12 protein-coding genes are annotated in these 15,195 nt (G+C 70.0%); 9 read left to right on the top strand and 3 right to left on the bottom strand.

What is annotated here, in order from left to right:
- Positions 1-15: 15 nt before the first annotated feature.
- A complete protein-coding gene (locus tag ACFWV3_RS31340; protein WP_253323239.1) occupies positions 16-690 on the top strand; it encodes a uracil-DNA glycosylase in 675 nt (224 codons plus the stop codon).
- The gene (locus ACFWV3_RS31335) at positions 675-1,892 is read left to right on the top strand and encodes an MFS transporter (RefSeq protein WP_382416746.1); all 1,218 of its coding nucleotides are present in this window, start codon (positions 675-677) and stop codon (positions 1,890-1,892) included. Before ACFWV3_RS31340 ends, ACFWV3_RS31335 begins: the two co-directional genes overlap by 16 nt.
- A 16-nt stretch (positions 1,893-1,908) precedes the next feature.
- Here the strand turns inward: ACFWV3_RS31335 and rpmB are convergent, their stop codons facing one another.
- A complete protein-coding gene (gene rpmB / locus ACFWV3_RS31330) occupies positions 1,909-2,100 on the bottom strand; it encodes a 50S ribosomal protein L28 (protein WP_030467945.1) in 192 nt (63 codons plus the stop codon).
- 148 nt (positions 2,101-2,248) lie between these two features.
- Between rpmB and ACFWV3_RS31325 the strand changes: the two genes are divergently transcribed.
- Positions 2,249-3,862: a DAK2 domain-containing protein gene (locus tag ACFWV3_RS31325; RefSeq protein ID WP_382416497.1), complete on the top strand. Its 1,614-nt coding sequence runs from the start codon at positions 2,249-2,251 to the stop codon at positions 3,860-3,862.
- Positions 3,863-3,876: 14 nt separating this feature from the next.
- Positions 3,877-6,036 (top strand): ATP-dependent DNA helicase RecG, encoded by a 2,160-nt coding sequence (gene recG, locus ACFWV3_RS31320; RefSeq protein ID WP_382416495.1) that lies wholly within the window; start codon positions 3,877-3,879, stop codon positions 6,034-6,036.
- 62 nt (positions 6,037-6,098) lie between these two features.
- On the opposite strand, the gene ACFWV3_RS31315 is transcribed toward recG, so the two are convergent.
- Entirely contained in the window at positions 6,099-7,376 is a 1,278-nt protein-coding gene (locus ACFWV3_RS31315; RefSeq protein ID WP_382416493.1) for a hypothetical protein, read from the bottom strand.
- 317 nt (positions 7,377-7,693) lie between these two features.
- On the opposite strand from ACFWV3_RS31315, the gene ACFWV3_RS31310 reads away from it, so the two are divergent.
- From ACFWV3_RS31310 to coaD, 4 genes are all read left to right on the top strand, one after another.
- Positions 7,694-11,071: a pyruvate carboxylase gene (locus ACFWV3_RS31310; protein WP_382416491.1), complete on the top strand. Its 3,378-nt coding sequence runs from the start codon at positions 7,694-7,696 to the stop codon at positions 11,069-11,071.
- A 131-nt stretch (positions 11,072-11,202) separates the two neighbouring features.
- Positions 11,203-12,276: an MBL fold metallo-hydrolase gene (locus ACFWV3_RS31305; protein ID WP_382416489.1), complete on the top strand. Its 1,074-nt coding sequence runs from the start codon at positions 11,203-11,205 to the stop codon at positions 12,274-12,276.
- A gap of 402 nt (positions 12,277-12,678) precedes the next feature.
- The gene (rsmD, locus tag ACFWV3_RS31300) at positions 12,679-13,233 is read left to right on the top strand and encodes a 16S rRNA (guanine(966)-N(2))-methyltransferase RsmD (protein ID WP_382416487.1); all 555 of its coding nucleotides are present in this window, start codon (positions 12,679-12,681) and stop codon (positions 13,231-13,233) included.
- Between the two features lie 53 nt (positions 13,234-13,286).
- On the top strand, positions 13,287-13,769 hold the full coding sequence (gene coaD, locus ACFWV3_RS31295) for a pantetheine-phosphate adenylyltransferase (RefSeq protein ID WP_325522909.1): 483 nt from the start codon (positions 13,287-13,289) through the stop codon (positions 13,767-13,769).
- Here coaD and ACFWV3_RS31290 read toward each other — a convergent pair.
- On the bottom strand, positions 13,766-14,209 hold the full coding sequence (locus tag ACFWV3_RS31290) for a GNAT family N-acetyltransferase (protein ID WP_382416485.1): 444 nt from the start codon (positions 14,207-14,209) through the stop codon (positions 13,766-13,768). The genes coaD and ACFWV3_RS31290 overlap by 4 nt on opposite strands.
- Positions 14,210-14,323: 114 nt before the next feature.
- On the opposite strand from ACFWV3_RS31290, the gene ACFWV3_RS31285 reads away from it, so the two are divergent.
- Positions 14,324-15,040: a DivIVA domain-containing protein gene (locus tag ACFWV3_RS31285; RefSeq protein ID WP_382416483.1), complete on the top strand. Its 717-nt coding sequence runs from the start codon at positions 14,324-14,326 to the stop codon at positions 15,038-15,040.
- The last annotated feature ends 155 nt before the right edge of the window (positions 15,041-15,195 follow it).

Genomic DNA, 15,195 nt, shown 5'->3' with positions numbered 1-15,195 from the left:
ATAGGGTTCACAGCCGTGGCTCGTCCCCTCAACGAAGTTGTCGAAGCCGGTTGGGCTGAAGCTCTCGCCCCCGTTGCTGACCAGATCGCCGCCATGGGTGAGTTCCTGCGCGCGGAGGTGGCCGCCGGTCGCACCTACCTCCCCGCGGGCGAGAACGTGCTGCGCGCCTTCCAGCAGCCGTTCCACCAGGTGAAGGTGCTGATCGTCGGCCAGGACCCGTACCCGACGCCCGGCCACGCGGTCGGCCTGTCGTTCTCGGTCGCCCCCGACGTGCGCCCCATTCCGAAGTCGCTCATCAACATCTACAAGGAATACGCGGAGGACCTCGGTCACCCGATTCCGTCCAACGGCGACCTGACCCCGTGGTCGGAGCGCGGCGTGCTGCTGCTCAACAGGGCGCTCACCGTGCAGCCGGGCAAGGCGAACTCCCACCAGGGCAAGGGCTGGGAAGCCGTCACCGAGCAGGCCATCAAGGCACTCGCCGCCCGTGACGCACCCCTGGTCTCGATCCTGTGGGGCCGCAACGCGCGCAACCTGCGCCCGTTGTTGCAGCCGCTGCCCGCGATCGAGTCGGCGCACCCGTCGCCGCTTTCCGCGCATTCCGGGTTCTTCGGCTCGAAGCCGTTCAGCCGGGCCAACGAACTGCTGGAGAAGCAGGGCGCCGAGCCGATCGACTGGAAGCTCCCGTAGTTGCCCGCGCGGGTCGTGATCTGACGCTGACGGCCGCCGGTGCGGCCGTCAGCGAGTTCGGCAACGCGTTGTCGTTGCTGGTCCTGCTGTTCTGGGCGACGCCGATCAGCTCACTGCTGGTCGCCGCCATCCTCATCGCCGAGCTGCTGCCGTTCGTGCTCGGCGCACCGGTCGCCGGCATCCTCGTCGACCGCTTCCCCAACCGCCGCCTGCTGATCATCGCGCTGCTGTTCCAGGGCGTCGCGATCGCGGCCATCGCGCCGTTGATGGGGCAACCGGTGTTCGTCGTGGGGCTCGTGCTCCTCTCGGGCTGCGGGCGTGCGGTCGCCCAGCCCGCGATCTCCTCGCTGATCCCGCACATCGCCGGCGAGGAGGAGGCCACGCGCGGGTACGCGTGGCTCGCGACGGGGCGCAGTGTCGGCAACATCGCCGGCGTCACCGGTGGCGCGTTGCTCGCCGGGATCTTCGGGCATCCGGCCGCGATGCTCATCGACGGCTGCACGTTCCTCGGCTATGCCGCGTTGCTGGCGTTCGTGCGGTCGGAACGCCGGCCGTCGGGCGAGCACGCGGAACGGCCCAGTGCGCTCGCCGGGATCCGGCACGTCCGGGGGGACGCCGTGCTGTTCGCGGCGATCCTCGGGCTGGCGTGCTTCGTCGGCGCGGTCGTGGTGATCAACGTGGCCGACCCGGCGTTCGTGCGGTTCGTGCTGCACGGTGACGAGTTCCTGCTCGGCGCGATGCAGGCGTGCTGGATGGTCGGTGTCGTCGTCGGCAACCGGCTGGCCGTGCGGTGGAAGTCCGTGGCGCAGGTCGCCTACGCGCTCGCGATCACGGGCGTCACCACGGGGATCGGGGTGCTGATCCCCGCGGTCTTCCCGTTCGTCGCGGCCGCCGGGATCGGGTGGCTGATCGGGGGCGTGTCCAACGGCGTCGACAACGTGACGCTCAACGCGATCGTGCGGCTGCGGACGCCGGAGGAGATGCGCGGACGGGCGTTCGCGGCGGTCGGGTCGATGGTGACCGGGGCCAACTTGATCGGGACGGCCGCGGCGGGAAGCCTGCTGCTCGTCCTGGGGCCGCGGGCGGTCTTCGCGCTGGGAGGCACGGGGGCCGTGCTCACCGGTGTCGTCTGCTTCGTGTTCGTGCGCAGGGCCCTGAAACGCGAAGAGAGCCCGGCCGGAGCCGGACTCTCATCGCACTAACCGAGCTGTGGCGTTATCAGCCGCGCACGACCTTGCCGGCCTTGAGGCACGAGGTGCACACGTTGATGCGCTGGCGCTGCGAGGCCGAGACCTTCGCGCGCACAGACTGGATGTTCGGGTTCCAGCGGCGGTTCGTCTTCCGCTGGGAGTGCGAAACCGAATGGCCGAAGCCCGGCCCCTTGCCACAGACGTCGCACACGGCAGCCACGTCAGCCACTCCTTCAGGTTCCTCAAGCGGTATGTCTCGCGTCCCGGTGGGCGCGCAAGCGTGCACAAGCCTCAACCGGGCACGGCAACCCAGTCAGGGTAGCCGGTGGGCTCACCAGCGACCAAACCGGGTGGATACTCTCGCCGCCATGCAGGTCATGGATGCGGTCGCGGTGCGCAGGTGGGCGGACGCCTGCGTGCGGTCGCTGGACGCCCACCGGGCGTCGATCGACCAGATCAACGTCTTCCCCGTCCCCGACGGTGACACGGGCACCAACCTGCTGCACACCATGCAGTCGGCCCTCGACGCGCTGCTCCGCTCGCCCATGTCGACGGTCGGGGACGCGCTGTCGGCGCTCGCCCGCGGCGCGCTGGCCGGGGCCCGTGGCAACTCGGGCGTGATCCTGTCGCAGGTGCTCAGGGGCCTCGCGGAGACCGTGCAGGAGGTCTCGCTGGTCACCGGGTCGGCGCTGCGCAAGGGCCTGCACCGGGCCGACGAGCTGGCCACGGCCGCGGTGTCCAAGCCCGTTCCCGGCACCGTGCTGTCCGTGCTGCACGCCGCGTCCGAGGCCGCGCGTGACTGCGACTCCGACGAGCTCGACGACGTGGTCATGGCGGCGTCGCGCGCGGGCGCCGTGGCGTTGGCGGACACACCCCGCCAGCTGGCCGTGCTGGCCAAGGCGGGGGTCGTCGACGCCGGTGGCCGCGGGCTCGTTGTGTTGTTGGACACACTGGCCGCGGTGATCACCGGCCAGACCGTGGAAACCCCGATAGACGCGCCCGCACTGCTGCCGCGCACGCCCGAGTCGTTGACGACCGAGCGCGAGGGCGGCTCGTCGGAGTTCGAGTACGAGGTCATGTACCTGATCGACGAGACCTCGGAGGAGGCCGTCGGCGAGCTGCGCGCGTCGTTGAACCTGCTGGGCGACTGCGTGTCGGTCGTGGGCGACGGTGCGTCGTTGTGGACCGTGCACGTGCACTGCAACGACATAGGCGCGGCCATAGAGGCGGGTGTGCGCGCTGGGCGTCCACACCGGATCACGGTGGCGCGGTTCGCCGATCAGATCGCCGCGCAGGCGTCGCGGTTCGTGCGAGACCGGGCGATCGTGGTGGTGGTGAGCGGCGCCGTGGACCTGTTCCGCGCGGAAGGCGCCACGGTGTTCGACCTCGCTACTTCTTCGGCGACGCCGACGGATCTGTTGGCGGCCATAGTGTCGACGCGCGCGCGTCACGTCGCCGTTTTGCCCGGCGATCCGGACATCCGTGAGGTGCTGGAGGAGGCCGTGGCGTACGCACAGGCCGCAGGGCAGGACGTGGTGGTGGTGCCGACGTTCTCGCCCGTGCAGGCTCTTGCGGCGTTGGCGGTGCACGACTCGTCCAGGCGTGCGGGTGACGACGTCGTCGCGATGGCCGAGGCCGCTGCCGCCACGCGTCGGGGCGAACTCTCTCTCGCGGCCGACGAAGCCATCACGTGGGTGGGCCGTTGCCAGCCCGGCGACCTGCTGGGCATGCTCGACGGCGAGGTCGTGCTGATCGAGCCTGGCCCCGCGTCGGACGAGTCGGTGCTGGACCTGGCGTGCCGGCTGGTCGACCGCATGCTCGCGGGCGGCGGCGAGCTGGTGACCGTGATTCTGGGAGCCGACAGCCCGGGTGGTTTGGTGGACGTGCTCGAAGACCACCTCCGGGTCACCCATCCGGAGGTGGAGGTGACGGCGTATCCGGGCGGACAGCCGGACGCGGTCATCTTTGTCGGTGTCGAGTAGTTCAATGGGACGCGATGATCTCCTTCGACGACAACCTGCAGCCGTTGCTCGGCAAGAAGACCGCCGACGCACTGGAGACCGGCCTCGGCCTCACGACGGTCGGTGACCTGCTGCGCCACTACCCGCGCCGCTACGACGAGCGCGGGAAGCTGACCGACATCCGGTCGCTGGAAATCGACGAGCACGTCACGGTGCAGGCCGAGGTGCGCAAGTGCCAGAAGCGCCAGATGAAGGCGCGCCGCGGCCAGATGACCGAGGCCGTGATCACCGACGGCACCTCCGAACTGCACCTGGTGTTCTTCGGCAAGGTCGCGTTCGTCGCCGAGCAGGAGCTGCTGCCGGGCACCCGCGCCCTGTTCGCCGGCAAGGTAGGCCGCTACCGGCAGAACCTGCAGCTGGTGCACCCGGCGTTCGAGATCCTCACCCCCGAGCAGGACGGGTCGTCGTTCCTGCAGGCCTTCCTGCCCGTCTACCCGGCGTCGCAGCACATCAACACGTGGAACATCGCCAACTGCGTCAAGCAGCTTCTGGAGATCTGGGACGGCCCCGGCGAGGACCCGCTGCCCGCCGACTTCCGCGCCGAGCAGGGCCTGATCGGCCTGGAGGACGCGCTGCGGTCGATCCACCGGCCGGACAGCTGGGCGCAGATCTCCGTCGCGCAGCAGCGGCTGAAGTGGGACGAGGCACTGGCCGTCCAGCTGACCCTGGCGCAACGCCGCAAGGCCTCCACGGCCCGTCCCGCGCCGTCGTGCGCACGCCGGTCGGGCGGCATCCTCGACGCGTTCGACGCGCGGCTGCCGTTCACGCTGACCAACGGCCAGGTCGAGGTGGGCGAGCAGATCGCGTCCGACCTGGAGTCGACGGTGCCGATGAACCGGCTCCTGCAGGGAGAGGTCGGGTCGGGAAAGACCATGGTGGCGTTGCGGGCGATGCTCCAGGCCGTCGACGCCGGCCGGCAGTCCGCGATGCTCGCCCCCACGGAAGTCCTTGCGGCACAACACGCCCGCTCGTTGCAGGAGATGCTCGGCGACCTGGCCCAGGCCGGTCAGCTCGGCGGCGCGGAGGACGCGACCCGCGTGACGCTGCTGACGGGCTCGATGAACACGGCTCAGCGGCGCCAGGCGTTGCTCGACATCGTGACCGGCGAGGCGGGCATCGTCGTCGGCACGCACGCGATCATCCAGGAGAAGGTCGAGTTCCACTCGCTGGGACTGGTGGTCGTCGACGAGCAGCACCGCTTCGGCGTGGAGCAGCGGGCCGCACTGTCGGCGCGCGGCGAGCGGGAGAACCCGCACGTCCTGGTCATGACGGCGACCCCGATCCCGCGCACGGTGGCGATGACGGTCTACGGCGACCTGGAGGTCTCGGCGCTGCGCGAGCTGCCGGGCGGCCGCTCGCCGATCAAGACGTCCGTGGTGCCCGTGCGCGAGAAGCCGGCGTGGCTCGACCGCGCGTTCGCCCGTGTGCGCGAGGAGGTCGCGGCGGGGCACCAGGCGTACTTCGTGTGCCCGCGCATCGGTGACGAGGAGCCGGCGAAGTCGGACGGCGACGACGACAAGCGCCCGGCCCTGTCCGTGGTCGACGTGGCGAACATGCTCGCCGCGGGCCCGTTGCGCGGCCTGCGCATCGAGATCCTGCACGGCCGGATGCCGCCCGACGAGAAGGACGCGGTGATGCGCGCCTTCGCCGCCAACCAGGTCCACGTGCTCGTGGCCACCACGGTCATCGAGGTGGGCGTCAACGTCCCGAACGCCACCGTCATGGCGATCATGGACGCCGATCGCTTCGGCGTCTCGCAGCTGCACCAGCTGCGTGGCCGCGTGGGCCGTGGCAGCGCGCCGGGCCTGTGCCTGCTGGTGACGGAGATGCCCGAGATGACCGCGACCATGGAACGCCTGCGCGCCGTCGAGTCCACTCTGGACGGCTTCGAGCTGGCCCAGCTGGACCTGGAGCTGCGCCGCGAGGGCGACATCCTCGGCGCCGCCCAGTCGGGCCGCCGCTCGGCGCTGAAGATGCTCTCGCTGCTGCGCGACGAGGACATCATCGCCGACGCGCGGGTGGCCGCCCAGCAGGTCGTGGACGCCGACCCGGACCTGGAGAAACACCCGGGGCTGGCGGGGATGGTGGCGACGCTGCTGACGGCGGAGCGGGCGGACTTCCTGGAGAAGGCCTGAGCACGAGAACGGCGGCGGTCGCCTGAGCGCACCGCCGCCGTTGTTCGCGAATCCCCTGAAGATCAGCCGTTCTGCCGGGGCTTGGGCAGCTGCTCGGTCTTCTGCTCGCCGTTCGACGCGACGGGCTCGTCGTCGTCGTCCTCGACGGACCCGTCCTCCAGCGGCTTCAGCACCGACATCGCCGCCTCCACCGCCGCCTGGGCGGCGTGGAACTGCGTGGCCAGGTTGTCGTGCGCCGCCCGCAGCGAGGCTTCCTTCTCGGACGCCGCTGCCGCGCGCTGGTCGGACTCGGCCACCGCAGCGGCCGACCGCTCCTCGGCCTGGCGCACCAGTGTCGACGTGCGGGCCTCGGCGTCGCGGACGAGCGCCACCGCCTTCTCGTCGGCCTCGCGCACGGTGGTGGCGGCCTGCTGATCGGCCGCGGAGACGGTGGCCGAGGCCTTGTCCTCCGCCTCGCGCAGCGTCTTGGCCGCCTTCTCCTCCGCCGCGCCGACCAGGGCGGTGGCGGAGGCGGACGCGTCGGCGGTGGTCTTCTCGGCCTTCGCGAGCGACTCGGCCTCGAGCTCGGCCAGTGCCTTCTCGGCCTCGGTCTTCCTGGCGGCCAGCTCGCCGTCGAGCGTGCCCAGCGCGGCCGTGCGCTTGGCCTCGGCGTCCGCGACGATGCCGTCGGCCTCGGCGCGCGCGTCCGTCAGCACCTTCTGGTGCTCGGCGGTCAGCTTCGCCTTGAGGCCGTCGTACTCCTTGTCGAGCTCGTCGTGGTACGCCTTGTACTTCTGGTCGAGCTCGACGCGGCGGGCGTCCAGGTCGGCCGACTTCTGCTCGAACTCGGCGGCGACCCGCTCGCCCTCGGCGCGCACCTCGGCGACCAGGGCCTGGTGCTCGTTGGCGAGCTTCGTGCGCATCGCCTCGAACTCGGCCTCGAGCTCCTTGCGGCGACCGGCGAACTTCTGGTCGAGCTCGGCGTTGCGCTGCTGGTAGGTGACCTCGAGCTGCTTGCGGCGCGCCTCGGTCTCGGCGAGCAGGCGCTGGTGGGCGTCGCGCTGGTCGGCCGCCCACTTCTCGGCCTCGCCGCGGGTCGCGGCGGCCTTGTCGAGGGCGTCCTTGCGGATGTCCGCGATCTCTTCCTCGGCCAGGCTCATCATCACGCGCACGCGTTCGGTGACGTTCGACGCGCTGACGGGACTGTTGGCGAGGTTGTGGAGCTGCGCCTTGGTCTTGTCCAGGTCGGCGCGCATCGCGTTCAGGAGCTTGGTGAGCTCCCCGACCTGGGCGGAGGCCGCGTCACGGGCGCGGTTCGAGTTCTTGAGGTCGAACTCCAGCCGGGTGACTCTTTCGTTCACCTGTCGCTGGTTGTAACCACGGAGGACAACGTCGAAATGCGGTGTGCGGGCAGTAGGCTGCCCGGCTCCATCAGCCCCGGCCATATGGCTCACCCTACCGATTTGGTGACCAAGATCGTCACACGATCCGGTTAAACCCACTACCGGACGCAGTCTGACCGGGTGGTGTCGCTGGACAAAGCTCTCATCACGCGGGAAACCCCGTCAGCAAGACCGATCAGGATGACACCCATCACGTGGGACAGTTCTCCCACCAGGCAAGAGCTGCACGGTAACGTGCCGAAACTGACCGTCGAGTGACTACGGGAGGGCTACGGATGTTCCGCAAGGTTCTTGTCGCCAACCGCGGCGAGATCGCGATTCGCGCGTTCCGGGCCGCCTACGAACTGGGCGCGGGAACGGTCGCCGTCTTCCCTCACGAGGACCGGAACTCGCTGCACCGCCTGAAGGCGGACGAGTCCTACGAGATCGGTGAGCCCGGGCATCCCGTCCGCGCCTACCTCTCCGTGGAAGAGATCATCAAGGCGGCCCGCAAGGCGGGTGCCGACGCCATCTACCCCGGTTACGGCTTCCTCTCCGAGAACCCGGACCTGGCGATGGCGTGCCGCGAGGCCGGTCTCACGTTCATCGGCCCGGTGGCCGAGGTGCTGGAGCTGACGGGCAACAAGGCGCGCGCCATCGCGGCCGCCCGCGAGGCCGGGCTGCCGGTGCTGGAGTCGAGCGCGCCGTCGTCGGACGTCGAGGAGCTGCTCGAGGCCTCGAAGCCGATGCGCTTCCCCGTGTTCGTGAAGGCCGTCGCCGGTGGTGGCGGTCGCGGCATGCGCAAGGTCGACGAGCCGGCCGCGCTGCGCGAGGCGCTGGAGGCGGCGTCGCGCGAGGCCGAGTCCGCGTTCGGCGACCCGACGGTGTTCCTCGAGCAGGCCGTGGTCGAACCGCGCCACATCGAGGTGCAGATCCTCGCCGACGGCCAGGGCAACGTGATCCACCTCTTTGAGCGCGACTGCTCCGTGCAGCGGCGCCACCAGAAGGTCATCGAGATCGCGCCCGCGCCGAACCTCGCGCCCGAGCTGCGCGACCGGATCTGCGCCGACGCGGTCAAGTTCGCGCGGCACATCGGCTACCGCAACGCCGGCACCGTGGAGTTCCTGCTCGACCCGCAGGGCCACTACGTCTTCATCGAGATGAACCCGCGCATCCAGGTCGAGCACACGGTCACGGAAGAGGTGACCGACGTCGACCTGGTGCAGTCGCAGATGCGCATCGCCTCCGGCGAGACGCTGGACGACCTGGGCCTGTCCCAGGAGACCGTCCAGCTGCGCGGCGCGGCCCTGCAGTGCCGCATCACCACGGAGGACCCGGCCAACGGGTTCCGCCCGGACACCGGCATGATCAGCGCCTACCGCTCGCCGGGTGGGTCCGGCATCCGCCTCGACGGCGGCACGGCGGGCGCCGGCATGGCCATCAGCCCGCACTTCGACTCCATGCTCGTGAAGCTCACGTGCCGCGGCCGCAACTTCGGTCTCGCCGTCGCCCGCGCGCGCCGTGCGATCGCGGAGTTCCGCATCCGCGGCGTGTCCACGAACATCCCGTTCATCCAGGCCGTGCTGGACGACCCCGACTTCTACGAGGGCCGCGTCACCACGTCGTTCATCGAGAAGCGCCCGCACCTGCTGACGGCGCGCCACTCGGCCGACCGCGGCACGCGCCTGCTGACCTACCTCGCCGACGTCACGGTCAACCACCCCAACGGCGAGCGCCCGACCTCGGTCGACCCGCGCGAGAAGCTGCCGTTCGCCGACCTGAACGCCGAGCCGCTCGCCGGCTCGAAGCAGAAGCTCACCGAGCTCGGTCCCGAGGGCTTCGCGCGCTGGATGCGGGAGAGCAAGGCCGTCGGCGTCACGGACACGACGTTCCGCGACGCCCACCAGTCGCTGCTCGCGACCCGCGTGCGCACCAAGGACCTGCTCGCCGTCGCGCCGCACGTCGCGCGTCTGACGCCCGAGCTGCTGTCCCTGGAGTGCTGGGGCGGCGCGACCTACGACGTCGCGCTGCGGTTCCTCGCGGAGGACCCGTGGGAGCGGCTCGCGGCGCTGCGCGAGGCCGTGCCGAACATCAACCTGCAGATGCTGCTGCGCGGCCGCAACACGGTCGGCTACACGCCGTACCCGGAGGCGGTCACCAAGGCGTTCGTGGAGGAGGCGACGAACACCGGCATCGACATCTTCCGGATCTTCGACGCGCTGAACGACGTCGAGCAGATGCGTCCGGCGATCGAGGCCGTGCGCGAGACCGGGACTGCGGTCGCCGAGGTCGCGCTCTGCTACACGAGCGACCTGTCCAACCCGGACGAGCGTCTGTACACACTGGACTACTACCTCAAGCTGGCCGAGCAGATCGTCGGCGCCGGTGCGCACGTGCTGTGCGTCAAGGACATGGCGGGCCTGCTGCGGGCACCGGCCGCGTCGCGCCTGATCACGGCGTTGCGCAAGGAGTTCGACCTCCCCGTCCACCTGCACACCCACGACACCGCGGGCGGCCAGCTGGCCACCTACCTCGCGGCGATCCAGGCGGGCGTGGACGCGATCGACGGCGCCACCGCGTCGATGGCGGGCACGACGTCGCAGCCGCCGCTGTCGTCGATCGTGGCGCTGACCGACCACACCGAGCACTCCACCGGCCTCAACCTGCAGAACGTCTGCGACCTGGAGCCGTACTGGGAGGCCGTGCGCAAGATCTACGCGCCGTTCGAGTCCGGCATCCCCGGCCCGACCGGCCGCGTCTACCACCACGAGATCCCCGGTGGTCAGCTCTCGAACCTGCGCACCCAGGCCGTGGCACTGGGCCTGGGCGACAAGTTCGAGGAGATCGAGTCGATGTACGCGGCCGCAGACCGCATGCTCGGCCATCTCGTGAAGGTGACGCCGTCGTCCAAGGTCGTCGGCGACCTGGCGCTGCACCTCGTGGGCGCGGGCGTCGCGCCGAAGGAGTTCGAGGAGAGCCCCGGCAAGTTCGACATCCCGGCGTCGGTGATCGGCTTCCTGCACGGCGAGCTGGGCGACCCGCCCGGTGGCTGGCCGGAGCCGTTCCGCACCAAGGCCCTGGAGGGGCGTCCTGCCCCGAAGCGGGTCGAGGAGCTGTCCGAGGAGGACGAGGCGGGCCTCGCCGACGCGCGCAGGGCGACGTTGAACAGGCTGCTGTTCCCGGCGCCCACCAAGGAGTTCAACGCGCACCGCGACGCCTACGGCGACACGTCGGTGTTGCGCTCCAAGGACTTCTTCTACGGCCTGCGCCCCGGCGAGGAGTACTCCGTCGACCTGGAGCCGGGCGTCCGGCTGCTGATCGGCCTGGAGGCGATCTCCGAGGCCGACGCGCGCGGCATCCGCACGGTCATGGCGACCCTGAACGGCCAGCTGCGGCCGATCCAGGTCCGCGACCGCTCGGTGGCAGCGGACGTCCCGGCGGCGGAGAAGGCGGACCGCGGCAACCCGAACCACGTGGCGGCCCCGTTCGCCGGTGTGGTGACCGCGTCGGTGGAGGAGGGCGGCCGCGTCGAGGCCGGCCAGACCGTCGCGACGATCGAGGCCATGAAGATGGAGGCCGCGATCACCGCTCCGAAGGCCGGCGTCGTGCAGCGCCTCGCGGTGCGCGGAGCCCAGCAGGTGGAGGGCGGCGACCTCCTGATCGTCCTGGAGTGACGCCGTCACAGTGATCTTCGCGGGGTCCGGCCGATTCTCGGCCGGGCCCCGTTTCGCGCTGCGGGTGGCGAGGAACTCCACGACGATTCCGTGCGTTGCACCGAGCACGGGGTCAGGGAGAGGGATTCGCGATGAAGAAGGCGTTGGCCGGCCTGCTCGGACTGGCGGGCGTGGCGTGGGCACTGAAGGACGTTCCGCGGCAGCTCGGGGGCAAGCCGGATCCGGTCAGGATGGCGCGGTCGCCGCAGTACCGCGACGGGAAGTTCCACAACGAGAAGGAAGTCAGCTCGGTCCCCGACCGGGACGCGATCTCCTGGCGGGAGTTCGTCTTCGGCGGAGAGGACCGCAAGCCCTCGGTGGCCGTGCCGCTGGTGGGACCCGCCGAGCCGGTGTCCGCCGGGCTGCACATCACCTGGTACGGGCACGCTTCCGCGCTGATCGAGATCGACGGTGCCGCGGTGCTGGTGGATCCCGTGTGGAGCGACCGGGTGTCGCCTTCCGCGCACCTCGGACCCAAGCGGCTGCACCCGGTTCCGCATGAATTGTCGGATTTGCCGTCGTTGAGTGCCGTAGTGATCTCGCACGACCACTACGACCACCTCGACATGGAGACCGTGCAGGCGCTGACTTCGTCCACTTCGGCTGTCTTCGTGGTGCCGATGGGGATCGCGGCGCATTTGGAGCGGTGGGACGTTCCTGCTGCTCGGATCGTGGAGCTGGACTGGGACGAGTCGCACTCCGTTGACGGGTTCACGCTCACTTGTACTGCGGCGCAACACTTTTCTGGGCGGTCGGTGCAGCGGAACGTGACGCTGTGGTCGTCTTGGGTGATCCGGCGTGGGTCTCGTGCGGTGTTCTACAGCGGGGACACCGGGTACTTCTCCGGGTATCGGAAGATCGGTGCTGAGCACGGGCCGTTCGATGCCGTGTTGATGCAGGTTGGTGCGTATGGGGATGCTTGGCCTGACATCCACATGACTCCGGAGGATGGGGTTCGGGCGTTTGACGACCTCGGGGGTGGATTGTTGATCCCGGTGCATTGGGCGACGTTCAACCTCGCCCTGCATCCTTGGGGGGAGCCGATCGACCGGGTTTGGCGGGAGGTCAAGGCTCGGGGGATGAAGTTGGCTGTGCCTCGGCCTGGGGAGCGCGTTGACGTGGATTCTCCTGCTGAGGTTGATGGATGGTGGCAGGCGTTGGCCTGACGCCCTGGTTGCGTAGGTCGGTCCTGTTTCGTTGGCGGGTTCCTGGTGCGTGCGTGGTGTTGGGGGCTCTGCCCCCAAACCCCCGACACTCCCAAAGGAGCCTCTCCAACGCCGCTCGCAGGTAGATGGCACGCCTGTTGCTTTGGGCGGCTTGCGGTTGGGTGGGTGGTTCCGGTGCGGTGGTGGCTCCCCCGTCTAGCGCTACCGAGCGAGCCACACGTGGGAAGGGGTGTCAACTCGACGAAAAGCGTGTCGAGTTGACACCCCTTCCCACGTGCAGCGAGTGCTTGTAGCGCTAGACGGGGGAGCCACCACCGCGGCCTCGCTTTGCTCGGGACTGCTCGGCTGCGCCATCGCTTGGGCTCGCCTTCGGCTTCGCGTCGTGCCTGGGACGATGTGCCGGTGACACGAATCGTTGCCGGGAGTGCTGGTGGGCGTCGGCTCAAGGTGCCGCCCAAGGGCACTCGGCCCACGTCCGACCGCGTTCGGGAAGCGTTGTTCAGCTCGTTGGAAGCGTTGATGGACCTCGATGGCGTTTCCGTGCTGGACCTCTACGCGGGGTCGGGGGCCCTTGGGTTCGAGGCGTTGAGCCGGGGGGCTGGGCACGCCACGTTCGTCGAGTCGGACAAGCGGGCGGCTGAGGTGCTCAAGGCCAATGCTCGTGAGCTGGGGTTCGGCAACACGACGATCGCGAACCGCACGGCTGAGGCGTACGTGCTGGGTGAAGGGGAGAAGTTCGACGTCGTGTTCGCCGATCCGCCGTACGCGGTGGGGGACGACGAGCTCGCCAAGGTGTTGCGGGGGATCGTGCCCAGGCTCACGCCCGATGCCGTCCTGATCGTGGAGCGTGCTTCGCGAAGTGGCGAACCAGCTTGGCCTGAGAAAGTGGAATCGTTGCGCGCCAAGCGTTACGGGGACACCGCCGTGTACTGGGGGCAGGTGCGTTCTGATGGGTGACGAGAACCACGGACACGCCTGGAGGCGTCCGATCGGGTGCTAACGTCCGCTTCATGACACGTGCCGTGTACCCCGGCTCCTACGACCCGGTAACCAACGGTCACCTGGACATCATCGGGAGAGCCGCGCACCTGTTCGACGAGGTTGTCGTCGCCGTGCTCATCAACAAGAACAAGCGCACCTTGTTCGACGTCGAGGAGCGGCAGGAGATGCTGCGCGAGGTCACCTCCCAGTGGGAGAACGTGCGCGTCGACTCGTGGCACGGGCTGCTGGTCGACTACTGCCGCGAGAACAACATCAAGGCCATCGTGAAGGGCCTGCGCGCCGTCAGCGACTACGACTACGAGCTGCAGATGGCGCAGATGAACCACCAGCTCACCGGGGTCGACACGCTGTTCATGCAGGCCAGCCCGCAGTACTCGTTCCTGGCGTCCTCGCTGGTCAAGGAGGTCGCGACGTACGGCGGCGACGTGTCGACGCTGCTGCCGGCCTCGATCGAGCAGCGGTTGCAGCAGCGCCTCGCCGAAGGGCGTTAGAGCGGGAGCTTCATCCCCACGTGCGACGCGGTGTAGCCCAGCCGCTCGTAGAACCGGTGCGCGTCCACGCGTGACGCGTCCGTCGTCAGCTGGATGATGCCGCAGCCGCGTGCCCGTGCCTCGTCGGCCGCCCACTCCAGCATGTGCCCGCCCAGGCCGTTGCCGCGCTGGTCGGAGCGCACGCGCACGGCCTCGACGATCGCCCTGGTCATGCCCTTGCGGGACAGGCCGGAGACGAACGTCAGCTGCAGCGTGCCCACCACCTCGCCGGCGTCGTCCTCCGCGACTGCCAGGTACTGGTGCGGGTCGGCGTCGATCACCTCGAACGCGGCCAGGTAGGCCGGGTCGCCTGGTGCCTCTCGCTGGGCGCCCAGCGGGTCGTCGGCGAGCATCGCGACGATCGCGTCGACGTCGGCCGTGGTGGCTTTCCTGATCTTCATGGTTCCCCCGTCCGGATGAGGGAAATCCTGACACGCCCTGCCGATCTCCCTCTTCCGGGGAGAGCGGCAGGGCACACTGGATGGTGGGGATCCACAGGGGTTAGGGAGTGAGACGTGTACCGGGTGTTCGAGGCACTCGACGAGCTCGTCACGATCGTCGAGGAAGCGCGCGGAGTACCGATGACCTCGGGTTGCGTGGTGCCGCGCGGTGATGTGCTCGAACTGCTCGACGACGTGCGCGACGCCATCCCGGCGGAGCTCGACGACGCGCAGGACGTGCTGGACCACCGCGACGAGGTCGTCGGCAAGGCCAAGCACGAGGCGGAGTCGGGCGTGTCGAAGGCGCGCGCGGACGCCGACCGCATGCTCGCCGAGGCGCAGGCGGAGGCCGAGGCGATGCTGTCCGACGCCCGCGCCCGTGCCGAGCGGATGATCGCGGAGGCGGAGGACCAGGCGGAGCGCACCGTGGCCGCCGGCCGTCAGGAGTACGACGACCTGGTGGGCCGTTCGCACGCCGAGGCGGAGCGGATGATCCAGGCGGGCCGCGCCAACTACGAGCGCGCCACCGAGGACGGCCGCGCCGAGCAGGCGAGGCTCGTCAACGAGCAGGAGGTCGTCCGGGCGGCGCACGCCGAGTCGGCCCGCATCCTCGACGCCGCCCAGAGCGAGGCGATCCGGCTGCGGTCGGAGTGCGACGCGTACGTGGACGGCAAGCTCGCGGACTTCGAGGACCTGCTCGCGCACACGCTCCGGTCGGTCGGCAAGGGCCGTTCGCACCTGCGCGGCCCGGCCGTCGCGGGGGCTTCGGCACCGTTCGACTACGGCGCCTAGCGCCCGTCCTGGAGGTTCGTCCGGCGGCAGGCGCGGGCGAGAGACCCGGAGGCGGTGCCGGGGGGGGGGGAGTCCCCCCCCGTGCGTTCTGTCCTTTGGTTGTGCCTTTTTCTCGTTCCCCCCTTCCCCCCGCTCCCCTCCCCCCCCCCCCCCCC

It is taken from the genome of Lentzea sp. NPDC059081 (assembly GCF_042738015.1).
In the GTDB taxonomy this organism is placed as follows: domain Bacteria; phylum Actinomycetota; class Actinomycetes; order Mycobacteriales; family Pseudonocardiaceae; genus Lentzea.
This window is presented reverse-complemented; position numbering and strand designations above follow the sequence as displayed.